Annotated in this window: 16 protein-coding genes; 8 read left to right on the top strand and 8 right to left on the bottom strand. The window is 66.2% G+C overall.

Annotated elements, in window-relative coordinates:
- Positions 1 to 59: 59 nt before the first annotated feature.
- From JI664_RS01495 to JI664_RS01470, 6 genes are read left to right on the top strand one after another with little or no spacing between them, the layout of a single operon-like run.
- Positions 60 to 1673: an ABC transporter substrate-binding protein gene (locus JI664_RS01495; protein ID WP_207011932.1), complete on the top strand. Its 1614-nt coding sequence runs from the start codon at positions 60 to 62 to the stop codon at positions 1671 to 1673.
- Positions 1673 to 2413: an aspartate/glutamate racemase family protein gene (locus tag JI664_RS01490; RefSeq protein WP_207011931.1), complete on the top strand. Its 741-nt coding sequence runs from the start codon at positions 1673 to 1675 to the stop codon at positions 2411 to 2413. The genes JI664_RS01495 and JI664_RS01490 overlap by 1 nt, the downstream gene beginning before the upstream one ends.
- Positions 2410 to 3402 carry an ABC transporter permease gene (locus tag JI664_RS01485; protein ID WP_207011930.1) on the top strand — a complete coding sequence of 331 codons (993 nt, stop codon included), beginning with the start codon at positions 2410 to 2412 and terminating at the stop codon, positions 3400 to 3402. The genes JI664_RS01490 and JI664_RS01485 overlap by 4 nt, the downstream gene beginning before the upstream one ends.
- The gene (locus tag JI664_RS01480; RefSeq protein WP_286173747.1) at positions 3402 to 4253 is read left to right on the top strand and encodes an ABC transporter permease; all 852 of its coding nucleotides are present in this window, start codon (positions 3402 to 3404) and stop codon (positions 4251 to 4253) included. The genes JI664_RS01485 and JI664_RS01480 overlap by 1 nt, the downstream gene beginning before the upstream one ends.
- Positions 4253 to 5242: an ABC transporter ATP-binding protein gene (locus JI664_RS01475; RefSeq protein WP_207011929.1), complete on the top strand. Its 990-nt coding sequence runs from the start codon at positions 4253 to 4255 to the stop codon at positions 5240 to 5242. The genes JI664_RS01480 and JI664_RS01475 overlap by 1 nt, the downstream gene beginning before the upstream one ends.
- 1 nt (position 5243) lies before the next feature.
- On the top strand, positions 5244 to 6053 hold the full coding sequence (locus tag JI664_RS01470) for an ATP-binding cassette domain-containing protein (RefSeq protein ID WP_207011928.1): 810 nt from the start codon (positions 5244 to 5246) through the stop codon (positions 6051 to 6053).
- Positions 6054 to 6073: 20 nt separating this feature from the next.
- Here JI664_RS01470 and JI664_RS01465 read toward each other — a convergent pair whose 3' ends face one another.
- From JI664_RS01465 to JI664_RS01430, 8 genes are all read right to left on the bottom strand, one after another.
- On the bottom strand, positions 6074 to 7135 hold the full coding sequence (locus JI664_RS01465) for a DNA topoisomerase IB (protein WP_207011927.1): 1062 nt from the start codon (positions 7133 to 7135) through the stop codon (positions 6074 to 6076).
- 106 nt (positions 7136 to 7241) lie between these two features.
- Positions 7242 to 8939: an FAD-dependent oxidoreductase gene (locus tag JI664_RS01460; protein ID WP_207011926.1), complete on the bottom strand. Its 1698-nt coding sequence runs from the start codon at positions 8937 to 8939 to the stop codon at positions 7242 to 7244.
- Positions 8940 to 8942: 3 nt separating this feature from the next.
- On the bottom strand, positions 8943 to 9716 hold the full coding sequence (locus JI664_RS01455) for an SDR family NAD(P)-dependent oxidoreductase (protein WP_207011925.1): 774 nt from the start codon (positions 9714 to 9716) through the stop codon (positions 8943 to 8945).
- Position 9717: 1 nt separating this feature from the next.
- The gene (locus tag JI664_RS01450; protein WP_207011924.1) at positions 9718 to 10461 is read right to left on the bottom strand and encodes an SDR family NAD(P)-dependent oxidoreductase; all 744 of its coding nucleotides are present in this window, start codon (positions 10459 to 10461) and stop codon (positions 9718 to 9720) included.
- Between the two features lie 84 nt (positions 10462 to 10545).
- Positions 10546 to 11676, bottom strand: coding sequence for a C4-dicarboxylate TRAP transporter substrate-binding protein (locus JI664_RS01445; protein ID WP_207011923.1), 1131 nt, complete (start codon positions 11674 to 11676; stop codon positions 10546 to 10548).
- A gap of 46 nt (positions 11677 to 11722) precedes the next feature.
- On the bottom strand, positions 11723 to 13033 hold the full coding sequence (locus tag JI664_RS01440) for a TRAP transporter large permease (RefSeq protein WP_207011922.1): 1311 nt from the start codon (positions 13031 to 13033) through the stop codon (positions 11723 to 11725).
- Positions 13033 to 13563: a TRAP transporter small permease subunit gene (locus JI664_RS01435; protein WP_207011921.1), complete on the bottom strand. Its 531-nt coding sequence runs from the start codon at positions 13561 to 13563 to the stop codon at positions 13033 to 13035. Before JI664_RS01435 ends, JI664_RS01440 begins: the two co-directional genes overlap by 1 nt.
- Positions 13564 to 13573: 10 nt before the next feature.
- The gene (locus JI664_RS01430; RefSeq protein ID WP_207011920.1) at positions 13574 to 14362 is read right to left on the bottom strand and encodes an SDR family NAD(P)-dependent oxidoreductase; all 789 of its coding nucleotides are present in this window, start codon (positions 14360 to 14362) and stop codon (positions 13574 to 13576) included.
- A gap of 103 nt (positions 14363 to 14465) precedes the next feature.
- Here JI664_RS01430 and JI664_RS01425 point away from each other — a divergent pair, with 103 nt between their 5' ends.
- Both JI664_RS01425 and JI664_RS01420 read left to right on the top strand, forming a co-directional pair.
- Complete coding sequence (locus JI664_RS01425; RefSeq protein WP_349768665.1) at positions 14466 to 15179, top strand: GntR family transcriptional regulator; 714 nt, start codon at positions 14466 to 14468, stop codon at positions 15177 to 15179.
- Positions 15176 to 15781: a glutathione S-transferase family protein gene (locus JI664_RS01420; RefSeq protein WP_207011918.1), complete on the top strand. Its 606-nt coding sequence runs from the start codon at positions 15176 to 15178 to the stop codon at positions 15779 to 15781. The genes JI664_RS01425 and JI664_RS01420 overlap by 4 nt, the downstream gene beginning before the upstream one ends.
- Positions 15782 to 15851 lie beyond the last annotated feature (70 nt).

Below are 15851 nucleotides of genomic sequence, written 5' to 3'. Positions count from 1 at the left end.
CGGTCCTTTCGGGGGCCATGGCCTTCCGGCCAACTCGACCAGCGCAAAAGGGAAATGCCATGATCAAAACTCCGACCAACCCGACCTTCGCCATGAGCCGCCGCGGCCTGCTCATGGCCAGCGGCGCGGGCCTTGCGGCCAGCCTGCTGCCCTTCGGCACGGCGCACGCACAAGGGACGGGAACGCTGGCGATGTGCGTCACGCCCGAACCCAACGCGATGTGCGCGGCCTTCAACACCGCATCGCCCGTGGCGGTCGTGTCGGGCAAGATGCTCGAAGGCCTGCTGAGCTACGATTTCGACATCCAGCCGATGCCCGCGCTCGCCACCGCTTGGGAGGTGGCCGAGGACGGTCTGTCCATCACCTTCACCCTGCGCGAGGGCGTGAAGTGGCATGACGGCGAGCCCTTCACCTCGGCCGATGTGCAATACTCGATCATGGAGATCCTCAAACAGCATCACCCGCGCGGTCGCTCGACGCTGGCCAGCGTCACAGCGGTGGAAACGCCCGACGATCACACCGCGATCTTCCGCCTGAGCCAGCCCGCGCCCGCGCTGATGTATGCGCTGGCGGGCTGGGAATCGCCGATGCTGCCCAAGCATGTCTACGAAGGCACCGACGTGCTGCAGAACCCCGCGAACAACGCGCCCGTGGGCACCGGCCCCTTCGTGTTCCAGTCGTGGGAGCGCGGGTCGCATATCATCATGGGCGCCAACCCCGATTACTGGGGCGAGGGCGAGCCGAAGCTCGAGCGTCTGGTGATCCGCATCATCACCGACCCCTCGGCCCGCGCCGCCGCGCTGGATGCGGGCGAGCTGCATCTGGCCGGTGATGGCCCGATCCCGGTCAATCAGGTGCAGCGCTTCATGGACAGCCCGGATTTCCAGGTCGATACCCGCGGCACCGAGATGAACAACTCGCTCGACATGATCCACACTAACATGCGCAACGAGCATCTGGCGAAGCTGGAAGTGCGGCAGGCGCTGATGTACGCGATGAACCGCGCGCAGATGCTCGACGTGGTCTATTACGGTCTGGCCGAGATGCTGACCGGGCCAATCCCCGAAACGCTGCCCGCCTTCTATACCGACGACGTGCCCAGCTACGACTACGACCCCGACCGCGCGAACCAGCTTCTGGACGAGGCGGGCTATCCGGCGGGCGAGGACGGGATGCGCTTCAGCCTGCGCCTGATCGCGCCGGCGGTGGGCGACACCTATGAGAGGATGGGCCAGTTCCTGAAGCAGAACTTCCGCGCGGTGGGGATCGATCTGGACCTCAATATCGCGGATATCCCGACCTTCATCCGCTCGGTCTTTGGCGATTACGACTATGACCTGACGATGTATCCGGGCTCGGTCACCGCCGATCCCACCATCGGCTCGCAGCGCTTCTGGTGGTCGGAAGCCGTTTCGCCGGGGACGCCGTTTGTCAACTCGACGGGCTATGCGAGCGAGGAAATGGACGCGGTGCTGGAAGCGGCGGCGGTCGAACCCGACACCGAAGTGCGTCGTCAGCTGTTCGTCGAGTTCCAGCAGATTGCCATGACCGACCTGCCGATCCTGCCGATCGCGCGGCCGATCTACGTCACCATCGCGGCGGCGAATGTCGAGAACTTCCTGACCGGTCCCGAAGGGATCCGCGCGCCCTACGGCTCGCTTGCCTTCACCTGATGGCCGATACCGGAAACACCCGGCCGCGCATGGGCGTGATGCTGCTCGACACCCGCTTCAAGCGGCCTGCGGGCGATATCGGCAATGCCGAGACCTTTGGCGGAAGGGTGCTTTTCGAAACCGTGCAGGCGGCAAGCATCGACCGGGTGTTGCGGGGCGATCCCCGTGATCCGGCGCTGGGCGTTGCTTTTCGCGCCGCGCGTGACCGACTGGTTGCGCGCGGTGCGGGGATGATCACCACCTCTTGCGGACTTCTGGTGTTCCAGCAACACCAGCTGGAAACCGGTTGCCCGGTGCCCGTCACCACCTCGTCGCTGTTTCAGGTGCCGCTGCGCATCGCGCAGCATGGCAAGGTGGGGATCGTGGGGCTGCTGGACGGATCGATCACCCAGGATCACCTCGCTGCCGCCGGCATCCCGGCTGATACGCCGGTGGGGGCGCTGGCCGATGACGCGCATCTGCTTGACGTGCTGCGCGCCGACGATCCCGACCGTGCCATCGACCCTGCTCTGGCCGAGGCCGACCTCATCGCGGCGGGCCGGCGTCTGACGGCGCGCCGTCCCGATTTGCGGGCCATCGTGCTCGAATGCACCAACCTGCCGCCCTATGGGCCGGCGCTGACGCGCGCGCTGGGCTTGCCGGTCTACGGGTTCCTCGACTGGCTCGGCGCAGTGGATCAGGGGCTTGCGCGGCCCGATGGCCGCCTGCCGGACGCACGCACTACGGAAATTGCTCAATGAAACCGATCCGACGCCGCTTTCCCTGGGCCTTTCTGGCCAAGCGGGTGGCCTATGCCGTGCTGGCAATGCTTGCCATCGCGATCATCAACTTCTTCCTGCTCAAGCTCGCCCCCGGCGACGCGGCCGAGGCGCTGGCAGGGCAGGCGGGCACCGCCGATCCCGAATACATAGCCCAGCTACGTGCGCAATTCGGGCTGGACCAGCCGCTGCTGCAACAGCTCTGGGCCTTCATCGCGCGACTGGCGACGCTGGATCTGGGCTATTCGCATGTCTTCAACGAGCGCGTTTCGGTGCTGATCTTCGACCGACTGCCCGCGACGTTGATGCTGATGGGCACCGCGCTGCTGATAGCGATTGTCGGCGGCATCGTGCTGGGCGTGACCGCCGCGCGCTATGCCAACCGCTGGCCCGACCGCACGATCTCGTTCGGGGCGCTTCTGCTCTATGGCACGCCGCCCTACTGGATCGGGCTGATGATGATCCTCGTCTTCTCGGTCATGCTGGGCTGGACCCCGACCTCGGGGATGGAGAACGTGCTGGCCTTCAATACCGGCTGGGACCGGGTGTTGGACATCGCCCATCACCTGATCCTGCCCGCGCTGGCGCAGTCGATCTTCTACCTTGCGATCTATATCCGTCTGGTGCGCGCAGGCATGCTCGAGGTGCTGTCGCTCGACTTCATCCGCGTCGCGCGGGCCAAGGGCATCTCGGAGCGCCGCCTGTCGTATCGCCACGCGCTTCGCAACGCGGTGCTACCGCTGGTGACGGTGGTCGGCACCAATGTCGGCAATTTCCTTGGCGGGGCGGTGCTGACCGAAACGGTCTTTTCATGGCCGGGCGTCGGACGGCTGATGTTCGACGCGATGTTCCAGCGTGACCTGAACCTGCTGCTCAGTATCCTCGTGCTCAGCTCGTTCTTCGTCATCCTCGCCAATCTCGTGGTGGATCTGCTCTATGCGATCATCAATCCGACCGTGGAGCTGAAGTGATGGACCGTGTGAAAACCTTCCTCTCCGCGCTTGGCCGCGACTGGATGATGCTGGTGGGGCTGCTGTTGCTGCTCACCGTCGTCTTCATGGCCGCCACCGCCGGCCTGTTCTTTCCCGATCCGCCCGACACGATGATGGGGCCGCCGCTGCAATGGCCCGGCACCTACACGGGCGCGCCGCTGGGCACCGACGGGCTTGGGCGCAACATCCTTGCGGGCCTGTTCTATGGCGCGCGGATCTCGCTGTTGGTCGGATTTGCCTCGGTCATCGTGGCGCTGGTCTTCGGCATCCTCGTCGGCGCCTTTGCGGGCTATTACGGTGGATGGATCGACAATCTGCTGATGCGCACGACCGAGCTGTTCCAGACCATCCCGCAATTCATGCTGGCCATCGTCGTCGTCGCCGTTCTGGGCCCGTCGATCGAGGTCATCATCCTGTCGCTGGCCATCGTCAGCTGGCCCGCCATCGCCCGTCTGGTGCGGGGCGAGTTCATGGTGCTGCGCGAAAAGGCCTATGTGCAGGGCTGCATCGTCGTGGGGATGAGCGACATGCGCATCATCTTCACCCAGATCCTGCCCAACGCGATGTCCGGCGTCACCGTGATGGCGACGATCATGATCGCCACCGCGATCCTGATGGAAAGCGCGCTCAGCTTTCTGGGCTTTGGCGATCCCAATGTGATGAGCTGGGGCACGATGATCGGGATGGGCAAGAACAACCTGCGCGATGCGTGGTACATTATGACGATTCCCGGCATCGCGCTTTTGCTGACGGCGCTTGCGCTCAATCTCGTGGGCGACGGGCTGAACGATTATCTCAATCCGCGGCTGCGCAGCCAGAGGGGGCAGTGATGACCTCGACAACCCCCGTCCTTGCGGTCGAAGACCTGCGGATCAGCGTCCGCAAGAAACCCGATGTGCTGATCCTGCGTGGCGTGTCGTTTACCGTCAACGCGGGCGAGACGCTGGCCATCGTCGGCGAATCCGGCTGTGGCAAGTCGATGACCTCGCTGGCCGTGATGGGCCTTCTGCCCGACGCGGTCGAGCGTCAGGCGGGCTCGGTCCGGTTCAAGGGTACCGAGCTGCCGATCACCGATAACGAGGCCATGCGAAAGGTGCGCGCGGTCAAGATCGGCATGGTGTTTCAGGAACCCATGGCCGCGCTCGATCCGCTCTATCCGGTCGGCAAGCAGGTGCTCGAAGTTATCAACGAACACGAGGCGATCTCGAAAGAGGACGCCTGGGCGCGGGTGATCGACCTGTTGACCAAGGTTGACCTGCCCAATCCCGAAGCGCTGGCATGGTCCTATCCGCACAAGCTGTCGGGCGGGCAATTGCAGCGCGTGGTGATCGCCATGGCGCTGGCGTGCAATCCCGAGCTGCTTATCGCGGACGAGCCCACCACCGCGCTGGATGTGACCGTGCAGGCGCAGATCATCCGCCTGCTCAAGCGGCTGCAGCGTGAAACCGGCGTGGCGATCGTGCTCATCACCCATAATCTGGGGCTGGTCGCGCATAGCGCCGACCGGGTGATGGTGATGTATGCGGGCTACAAGGCCGAAGAGGCCGAGACCCGCGATCTGTTCCTGTCGCCGCGCCATCCCTATACGCGCGGCCTGCTGGACGCGACGCCCAATCCCCGACGCGTGGCCGAGGGCGGCGGCGTGCTGCGCGAGATCCCGGGCACCGTCCCGTCGATTGTCGATCCGATGCCCGGATGCCGCTTCGCGCCGCGCTGCCCCAATGCCGGGGATGCCTGCCGCGCGCAGGTTCCCGGTCCGATCTTCGAGGGCACGCATGGATATGCCTGCTTCAACCCCGTTTCCGACGCGAGGACCTGACATGGCCACCCCGCTTTTGCGCATCGACGATCTGCATGTTTCCTTCCGGGTGGGCAAACAGATGATCCACCCGGTGCGTGGCATCTCGCTTCACCTCGAACGCGGCGAGACCTTGGCGCTGGTGGGCGAATCCGGTTGCGGCAAGACCACGCTGGCGCGCACCATTCTTGGCCTGCAGGCGCCCAGTTCGGGGCGGATCGAATACGAGGGCAACGATATCGCCGGTCTCGACCGCTTTGCGCTCAAACGCTACCGGCCGCATATCCAATGCGTGTTTCAGGACCCGTTTTCCTCGCTCAACCCGCGCAAGCGGGTCGAGCAGTTGATCCGCGAGCCGCTCGATATCCACGCCATTGGCGCGCCGGGCACAAGGCTGGCACGTGCGCATGAGATGATGGAGCGGGTGGGTCTGCCCACCGACTGGGGCCGGCGCTTCCCGCATGAATTCTCGGGCGGGCAGCGTCAGCGGATCGGCATCGCGCGGGCGCTCGTTATGCAGCCGGACCTCTTGATCTGCGACGAGCCGGTCTCGGCGCTCGACGTGTCCATTCAGGCGCAGATCATCAACCTGCTGTGGGAACTCAAGCGCGACATGGGGCTGAGCTTTCTGTTCATCAGTCACGATCTGATGCTGGTCGAAACCTTCGCCGACAGGGTGGCGATGATGTACAAGGGCGAGATCGTCGAGACCGGCCCCGCGCGTCAGGTCTGGTCCGACCCGCAGCACGCCTTTACCCGCCGCATGATCGACGCGATCCCGGTGCCCGACGTGACGCTGGCGACGCCGCCTGCCTTCCGGATCGACGGGTAGGGGGGCGGGGCGCAACGCGCTCAGCCGTTGCGGTCCAGCCAGCGCAGGAACAGCGATTCCTCAGCATCCAGCCCTTTCAGGGGGCGGGGCGTGCGTCGCCTGAGCGTGGTCAGGGCCGAGGCCAGCGCGCCGTCCTCCCACGCGGCGACGATCGCGGGGTGGATATAGCTGCGTCGGCACACCGCGCGGGTGTTGCGCAATTGTGTCGCCACCTCGGCCACCATTGTGTTGAGCGCGCGGGCGCGGGCATTCTTCCCCTCGGGGCGTTCCAGATCGGCCAGCAGCCCCAGCGCCTGCACGCTGCCGCCCCACGGGCGGAAATGCTTCGAGGAAAACGCCTCGCCCGCCGCCGCGCGGATATAGGCATTCACGTCCTGCGACAGCAGGTCCTGCGCCTTGCCGTCCTCGTCGAGATAGCGAAACAGCCGCTGGCCCGGCAGATCCTGTATCGAGCGCAAGGCGGTGGCGATGCGGCGGTCATGGACCCTGAGCTTCCATTCCTTGCCTGACTTGCCGGTAAAGGCAAAGCGCAGGTTCGACCCGTCCAGCGTGACATGGCGCGCGCGTAGCGTGGTCACGCCATAGCTGCGGTTCTCGGCCGCGTAGCGGTCATTGCCGATGCGGATCAGCCCGATATCGAGAAGCCGCACAACGGTTGCCATCACCCGAGCACGCGGCACACCATGGCGGCGCAGATCGGCATCGACCTGCGCCCGCAAGGCGGGCAGGGCGTGGCCGAATTCCCCGAGGCTTGCGAATTTCTGTTCTTCCTGCGCCTGTGCCCAGAGCGGATGATAGCGGTATTGCTTGCGCCCCCGCGCGTCACGCCCGGTTGCCTGAATATGGCCCCTTGGATCGGGGCAGATCCAGATATCGCGCCAAGCGGGCGGGATGGCGAGCGCGCGCAGGCGCTTCACGCAATCCCTGTCGGCGATGCGCTGGCCGTCGAGATCGAGATAGTAGAAACCCTTGCCCGCGCCGCGACGCGTCCAGCCGGGTTCGTCCTCGCCCACATAGCGCAGCCCGGCATCCGAAGCGGCACCGCATGGCGTCTGCGCCTGATCGACAAGCCGCTTGAGCATCCCGGCTCTCCCATTGGGGATGAATGCCGGATCAACGCGCGACCGCGAATGCGGGTTCCCGTTTCCGGGCCGGGACGGCAAGCGGGGCCTGCCGCCTATCCGGCCCTCAGGTCGCGGGCAGCGGTTTTCCTGCGGCGCTATGCGCGGCGATGAAGCCAAAGGTCAGCGCCGGGCCCAGCGTGATGCCCGCGCCGGGATAAGTGCCGCCCATGATCGAATTGGCATCGTTGCCACAGGCAAAGAGGCCCGGGACCGGCTGGCCTTCGGGCGTGACCACCCGTGCCTGCGGGTCGATGGGCAGCCCGACCGAGGCGCCGATATCGCCGGGATAGAGCCGGATCGCATAGAACGGCCCGCGCGCCAGCGGCCCAAGGCAGGGATTGGCCCCGCCCAGTTCGGGATCGCCCAGATAGCGGTTATAGGCCGTGCTGCCCTTGCCGTGATCGGGATCCTCGCCTTTTTGTGCGAAGCCTGTGACGCGCGCGGCGGTCTCGGCCAGCGCCTGAGCCGGCACGCCGATCCGGGCAGCCAGATCCGCCAGCGTCCGCCCGCGCTTCAGGTAGCCCGAGCGCAGATGCCCGCCCATCGGTGCGGGGAAGGGGCGCACCGCGCCCAGCCCGTAGCGTCGGATCGTCGCGTGATCGGCCAGCAGCCAGACCGGCCCCTCGGGCGCGCGTCCGGGCCCGTTGCCCAGCATGGCGCGGACGAAATCGTGATAGCTCGCAGCCTCGTTCACGAAGCGCTGTCCGGTGCCGTCGACGGCGTAAATGCCGGGCTTCGCGCGGTCGAGGAACAGGTGCGGGAAGGGCCGGACACTGCCATCGGCCTGCGGGATGAGCGAAACGGGCGCGTAGAAAAGCGGCGCGGCATTGCCTTCGGCCGGGCGCACGCCCAGCGGCGCGGTCAGCGCGATGCTGTCGCCGGTCGAGCCCTCGGGCGACATCGAGTAATGCTGGCCATGCGGATGCAGAACGTCATCCAGCACCTTGGCCCGCGCCGCCCCGCCGCCCGCCAGCACGACGCCCAGCCGCGCGGTGACGCGCTTGTCGCCTTCGGGCGTGTCCAGCAGCAGGCCGGTCACGCGGCCCCCTTCGATCAGCAACTTCTTGGCTGCGCTGCGTGTCTGCAGGTCGATCCCGGCTTCGAACACCGAATGCGCCAGCCGCCCGGCCATGGCCGAACCCAGCACCAGCCGCGTCGCGCGTCCGCGCGTCAGCTTGTCTTTGGCGTGACGCGCAAGGATGCCCGCCGCGTGCAGGGCCGAGGCCGGTTTGCGCAGCATCGAGAACATGTGCGGGATGTCCTTGCGCCCCACCATCATGCCGCCGAACACGGTGAATTCCCGGATCGGCGGGCGGATCAGCGCCAGTTTCTCGCCCATCACCTGTGCATCGAAATCGAGCGGGTCCAGCACCCGGTGCCCCAGCGTGCCGCCGGGCTGGTCGGGGTGGTAATCGGGCGCGACGGAGCGCATCGAGAATTTCAGATGCGTGTTCTCTTCCATGAAGCGAACCATCTTCGGCCCGGCATCGAGGAAGCTCTCCCACAAATCGGGCTGGCCGTGATTGCCCACCTCGGCCTGCAGATAGGTCATGGCCTTGCTTTTGGGCTCGGCCGCGCCCGCCTCAAGCTGATGCGGGTTGTTGGGGATCCATGTCGCGCCGCCCGAATAGGCGGTCGATCCGCCGATATACTCGGTCTTCTCGACGATCAGGGCAGAAAGGCCCAGATGATGCGCCGTCAGCGCAGCGGCCATCCCCGCCGCGCCCGATCCGACGACGACCAGATCGTAACTGTCCTGCATCGCTCAGTCCTCGTCGGGGCGCGGGTATCGGCCCAAAGTCCAGCCGCCATCGATGCGCAGCGTTTCGCCGGTGATGAAGCTGGCTTCGTCCGAAATGAGGAAGATCGCACCGTTGGCGATATCCTCGGGCTTGCCCACGCGGCGCAGCGGGCTCTGGTCGATATAGATATGGCGCCGCCACGCCTCGGTGCGGATGCGCTCGGCGGTCAGCGCGGTCTCGATCAGGCCCGGCGCCACGGCGACGACGCGGATGCCCTCGACGCCGTAATCGGTGGCCATCTGGCGTGTCAGCCCCGCGACCGCAGCTTTTGAGGTCGAGTAAGCCGCCGATCCGGTGGCGCCGATGAAGGAATAGATCGAGGCGGTGTTCAGGATGACGCCGCCCTTGCCTTTCCAGTCGTTCACCGCCGCGCGTGACAGTCGGAACAGGCCGGTGACATTGACGTCGAGATAGCGGTTCAGCGTCTCGTCATCGGTCTCGCCCGCCATGCCGCCGCCGCCGATGCCCGCATTGTTGCACAGCACGTTCCACTGCCATCCCAGTGCGGCTAGCTTCGTGCGGATCGCGTCGGGCAGGCCTTTGTCGGTGACATTGCCCACAAGCGTCTCAAACCGGCCCGGACCAGAGACGCGGGCGGCGGTCTCGGCTAGTCCGGCTTCGGACAGATCGACCCCCAGAACCTGCGCGCCCTCGCGCACGAAGCCTTCGGCCATGCCTTGACCGATGCCGCTTCCGGCGCCGGTCAGGACGATGCATTTATTGGACAATCTGGCCATATCAGGCCCCTCCCAGCGTGCCGACCGACGCGCCGCCATCCACGATCAGCGTCTGGCCGGTGATGAACCCGGTGCGGCGGTCGGCAAGGAAGCCCACCACGGCGGCGATGTCTTCGGGGCGGCCGAGCCGCCCGATCGGCTGGCGTGCGGCCAGCGCGGCGCGGGCCTCGTCGTCCCAGGCGTCGAGGATCGCGGTCTCGATCACGCCCGGCGCGATCGCGTTGACCAGGATGCGCTTGGGCGCAAGGTCCAGCGCCATGGCGCGCGTCAGGCCCACCACGGCGGCTTTCGACGCGGCGTAATGGGCGATGGATTTCGCCCCCAGCCACGAGCGCGAGGCGATGTTGATGATGCGTCCGTCTTCCGGCATCCGGCGCGAGGCTGCCTGCGATACGGTGAAGACGGGGATGTAATTGACCTCGGTCATGCGGCGCAGATCGGCGGCTGTCAGGGCGTCGAACTCGATCACGTCGAAGATGCCGGCATTGTTGACCAGCACATCGAGCCGGGGCAGGGCGTCGATCTCGGCACGCACCGCGTCTTCGTCGCGCAGGTCGATCCCGGCGGCGGTGACGTTCAGGCCGCGTTCGGCCAGCGGGGCGGCGGCGGCGCTGATGCGCTCGGCGGACAGATCCAGCATGCGGACGGCGAACCCGTCCTCGGCAAGCCTTGTGGCGGATGCGAGGCCGATGCCTCCCGCCGCGCCGGTGACCACGGCAACCGGCAGATCCTGTTCAGAGGTCATGGAAAACTCCTTGGGCCTTACAAAGGCCGGGTGGCACGGGGCCGGGTCGTCCGGGGGCGGGTCGGCCCGCCCCCGGGATAAGGGTTACTCGAGACCCCAGGTGTTGACGTCGATCGGGCCATAGAGGTTGTCTTGCAGCAGGGCCGTCAGATCCTCGACCGTGTAGGGCTGTTCCAGCCCGCCCAGCAGGTCGACCCACTTGTCGACATATCCCTGGAAGCTATCGAACAGCGCCTGCGGATCCTCGATCCCGTGGGCCGAGGCGGCGATGCCCGCCATGTCGCCCACGCCGTCCGCGACCCAGGCGTCATAGGCTTCCTGCAGCGAGGCGTCGGGCTCGACGATCGGGATGCCACGCTCGGCCGCCGCTTCGCGCGCTTCGCTCGCTTCGCGGGCATAGGCCACCTGCAGACGCGCCAGCGATTCCGCCGAGACGTCGAACACGGTGCGGCGCTGTTCGGGCGTCAGACCGGCCCAGAATTCGGGGTTATAGGCCCAGGTCACACCGGCATAGAACGGGCTCATGGCCAGCGTGGTGACGCCGCCTGCCACTTCCATCAGCGTCGCGCCGCCGGTCAGGTGCGAGGTGTCCGACGCCGTGCAATCGACCGAGCCACGCTCGAAGGCGGTGTAGATCTCGTTCGAGGGGACGTTGACGCCGACGACGCCGATCGCCTGACCGAACCGCGCCCAGCCGCCGCCCGGCATCCGCACGCGCTTGCCTTCGAAATCGGCCAGCGTGCTCAGCGGTTCGCGGCAGATGAAGTTGTATTCCGGTACCGCGTAGCCGCCACCGAACAGCACGCCGTTATCACGCCAGTCGTTGAAGCCCGCAGGCTCGTTCATCATGAAATCGCTCCACGCGAAGGCCATGACGAAGGGGTCGGGCGTGATGAAGCCCATATCGGCCACGGCGTTAGACACCGGCAGATCCGACGGCGTGTAGGTCGCGGTGTGGAAGCCCGCCTGCGCCAGCCCGTCGGCCACGCCTTGCATGGTCGATTGCGCGGGGATCAGCGCCCCGCCGACGATCACTTCGAAGGCGACCTCGCCATCGGTGGCCTCGGCCAGATCCTCGGCCCATTGCATATGGGCTTCGCGGGTGATGACGTGGTTGGGTTCCAGCCACGACGAGAACAGGTATTGCGCGTCGGCGGCAGTGCCGATGGTCAGCGCGGTGGTGCCCGCAAGGGCCATGGTAAAGAGTGCTTTCATGTCCGTTTCCTCCCTGGACGATGAGTTGCGTGGTGAAGGGGTGAAATCAGTTCGCCATCAGGCCGGGCAGCCACAGCACCAGCGACGGGAACGCGACCAGCAGGATCAGCGTGACCACATCCATGGCGAGGAACCACATTGCGCCGCGGAACACGGTCGTCAGGGGCACCGCGCCCTTGAGCGCCGAGTTGATGACATAGACGTTGAGCCCGACAGGCGGTGTGATCAGGCCGATTTCCAGCAGCTTGATGATGATGATCCCGAACCAGATCATGTTCACATCCGCGCCGCCGAGAAGCGGGATCAGCACCGGCAGGGTCAGCAGCATCAGCCCGATCGAGTCGATGAACATGCCCATCAGGATGTAGACCACGGCGATCATCAGAATCAGGATCAGCGGGTTGGTGCTGATACCGAGCATCGTGTCGGCGATCACGCGGGGCAGGCCGGTCAGGCCCATGAAGCTGGTGAACATGCTGGCGCCCATGGCGATCACGAACACGATGCTGGTGCCGCTCGCCGCTTCGCGCAGCGCGGTGCGCATAATCGAGAAGGTCAGGCTTCCGCGCGCCAACGCGATCAGCACGGCCAGGCTTGCGCCGACGGCGCCCGCTTCGGTGGGGGTCATGACGCCCGTCATGATCCCGCCCAGCACGCCGAGGATCAGCAGCGGCAGCGGCCAGACCTCGCGCAGGGCGGCGGCCAGTTCGCCGGGCGCCGGGGTTTCGGTCATCGGTGGCGCAAGGCTGGGGTTCAGCTTCGAGCGGATGACGATCATCGCCATATAGACCAATGCCGACAGGATGCCGGGAATGAAGCCCGCCATGAACAGCGCGCCGATCGAGGTCTGAGTGAAGATGCCGAACAGGATCATCAGGATCGACGGCGGGATGAGCGAACCCAGCGTGCCCGAGGCCGCGACCGAGCCGGTGGCCAGCGCCTTGTCATAGCCCGCGCGCACCATTTCCGGCACGGCGATGCGCGACATCGCAGCCGCTGTCGCCACCGATGATCCCGACGCCGCCGCGAACAGAGCCGAGGCGCCCACCGTCGAACAGGCCAGCCCGCCGGGCAGCTTGCGCAGCAGGATGCGCATCGCCTTGAACAGGCCGCTCGTTAGCCCCGCATTCGAGGCGACGAAGCCCATCAGCAGGAACATCGGCACTGCCGAGAACGACCAGTTGGCGATGAACTGGAACGGCACGGCCCGCACGAGGCCCCAGGCGGCGGTGAGATTGGTCGCGGCCCAGATGCCGCAGAATGAGACGATCACCAGCACAAGCCCGATGGGAACCCGCAGCGCGATCAGCGCAAGCACGGCGGCAAGCCCGGTGAAACCGATTTCAAGGCGATCCATCAGACCGTTCCTTCGTCAGGGTTGGGGGGCGCGATCAGTTCGGCGCGCGCGTCGCGGCTGACCACCAGCCGGGCGAGGTGCCACAGGCAGACGAGACCGGCGAGCGTGAAGCTGATCGGCAGGATGAAGCGGCTGGGCCAGATCACCACGGTGACCGGGCCCATCACGACCTCGCCGCGATCAAACGAGCGCAGCGCGTCCAGCCACGTGATCCGCGCGAGACCGGCATAGGCCGCCACGCACAACAGCAGCACCAGTGCGATGCACAGAACCTGCATCGGGCGCGGGAACATGTTGAAGAACAGCTCGACCGAGACCGCCGAGCGCGTCATCTCGACCAGAGCCAGCGGCAGGAACACCGCCCAGACCATGTAGTAATAGGACACCACTTCCAGCGTGCCCTGAATGGGCCGGTTGAAGAGGTATTTCATGCCCACATCCGCGCAGACATGCAGCATCATGACCAGAAGCAGGATGGCCGAGATATCGAGCAGCCGGTTCGCCAGCCATGTGATCGGGGTGCGTCCCATCACGTCCTCCTCATTGCATCCGGTAGCCGCCATTGATGTCCAGCATCCCGCCGGTCATGTAGCCGCCGCCCTCACTCATCAGATACGAAATCGCCGCCGCCACATCCTCGGGCGTGCCGATGCGTCCGAGCGGTATCGCTTCGGCGGCGGCCTGTTCCTGCCCCGGGGCCAGCGACAGGCGCAGCATCGGCGCGTCGATCAGGCCGGGGGCGACGCCGTTGACCGTGACCCCCAGCGGCGCGGCTTCGCGCGCGGCGGCCTTGGTCAGGGCCATGACGGCGCCTTTGGATGCAATATAGCTGGCCGAAGACCGATAGCCGCCCAATTGCGCGGCCACAGATCCGAAGGTCACGATGCGTCCGCGCGCCGGTCTGGCAGCGCCTTGCCATTGGCGCAGATAGGCGCGGATGCACAGGAAGGTGCCCCGCGCATTCACCGCCAGATGGTCGTCGAAATCCTCGACCTCCATCTCGGCCAGCGGGGTGCGCGCCCCGCCTTCGCCCAACCGCAGGATGCCCGCCGCCGTGACCAACCCGTCAACGATGCCGTAATCCTTGGAAATCATGTCGAAAAGCTGGGTGACGGACGTTTCGGACGCGACGTCGCAGCCCAGCCCGCGATGACCTTCACCGGGCAGCTCAGCCGCCAGTGCCTCGGCCTTCGCGCCGTCCAGATCGGTAACGACCAGCCGCCACCCGTCTTCCGCCAGCCTTTCGGCCACGCCGCGACCGATACCGCCGCATGCGCCCGTAAGCACCGCCGCAAGCGAATGCGGCGACGTTTGATTCGTCGATTCCATGGGTGTCCTCTCCCGATTTGCATCCAATTCACGCAATCAAAGAGGAGTTGTCAACGCATCTTTTGATGATTAGAACGATATTGTATCCAAGTTGGGGGAGCGCGTGGCGACCACATCAACCCAGAGTACAGCGGAAATCCTGCGCGAAAGGATCCTTGAAGGGTCTTTTCCGCCGGGCACGATTCTGCGTCAGGACGCGCTGGCGCATTTGCTTGGCGTCTCACGCACGCCCTTGCGCACGGCGCTGGCAGAGCTGGCCCGCGACGGGCTGGTCACCTACGAGGCCAATCGCGGCTACACCGTGCGCGGCTTCAATGTCGACGACATCCGCGCCGCGTTCGAGGTGCGCGCCAATCTCGAAGGGCTGGCCTGTCGTCTGGCGGCCCCGCGCATTACCGAGGCGCAGCTCGACCGCCTGCAACGCTGCGTGACCGAGGGCGACGCGATCCTCGATAAGGGGATATTGGATCCAGACGATCTTGCCCCCTATCGCCGCCTGAATGTCGAGTTCCACGAGACGATCATCGCCGCCAGCGCCAATCCGTGGATCGCCGATTTCGTCAGCCGGACTCATAACGTGCCGCTGGCCTCGGACCGGGTGTTCCACTGGGAAGACCACGCGATCATCTTCCGCTCGCACAATGACCATCACCGTATCCTGAAGGCCCTGCGCGAAGGGCAGGCGATGCGGGCCGAGGCGCTGATGTGGGAGCATGTCACCAATGCCGGCGACGTGCTGGTCGAGCATGTCGCGCCCAAGATCACCGACCGGCAGGCGCCGGTCACCTTTCAGTCCAAAGACACGGAAACGCCATGAAACTCTACTTCTCGCCCGCTTCGCCCTATGTCCGCAAAACGCTGGCGTCGGCGCATCTGCTGGGTCTCTTCGATACGATCGAGCTGCTGCCGTCGGCCGCAAGCCCGGTCGCGCGCGACATGACCATCGCGCCCACCAACCCGCTGGGCAAGGTGCCGACCGCTTATCTCGAGGACGGCACCGCGCTGATCGACAGCCGCACAATCTGCGAATACCTGCACGAACAGGCGCCGCAGAAGGGGCTGTTCCCGGCAGGCCAAGCCCGTTGGGAGGCGCTGCGCCTGCACGCCATCGCCGACGGGCTGCTCGATGCCGCGCTGCTGGCCCGCTACGAGGTGGCGATGCGCCCCGAAGCGTTGCGCTGGAACGACTGGCTCGCGGGCCAGATGGGCAAGATTGACGCCGCTGTCGCGGCGCTCGAGGCCTCGGTCGATCAGCTTCAGGGCCGTGAGGATATCGGCTCGATCACGGCGGGCTGTGCGCTGGGCTACCTGGATTTCCGCTTCCCCGATCACGACTGGCGCAGTGCCGCGCCGAAGCTGGCGCAATGGTGGGAAGCCTTCGCGCAGACCCCGCCGATGGCCCTGACGGTCCCGCACTAAAGGAAAGGGCAGGGCGGTGGAGGAGGTCCCGCCGCCCGCTCTGGTCATTCGCTTCGGGTTTCGTGTAGGG

Origin of the sequence: Rhodobacter sp. NTK016B (assembly GCF_017303295.1) — a bacterium.
Taxonomy (GTDB): Bacteria; Pseudomonadota; Alphaproteobacteria; order Rhodobacterales; family Rhodobacteraceae; genus Pararhodobacter.
The sequence above is the reverse complement of the archived record's forward strand: the minus strand, read 5'-3'. Positions and strand labels throughout refer to the sequence as shown.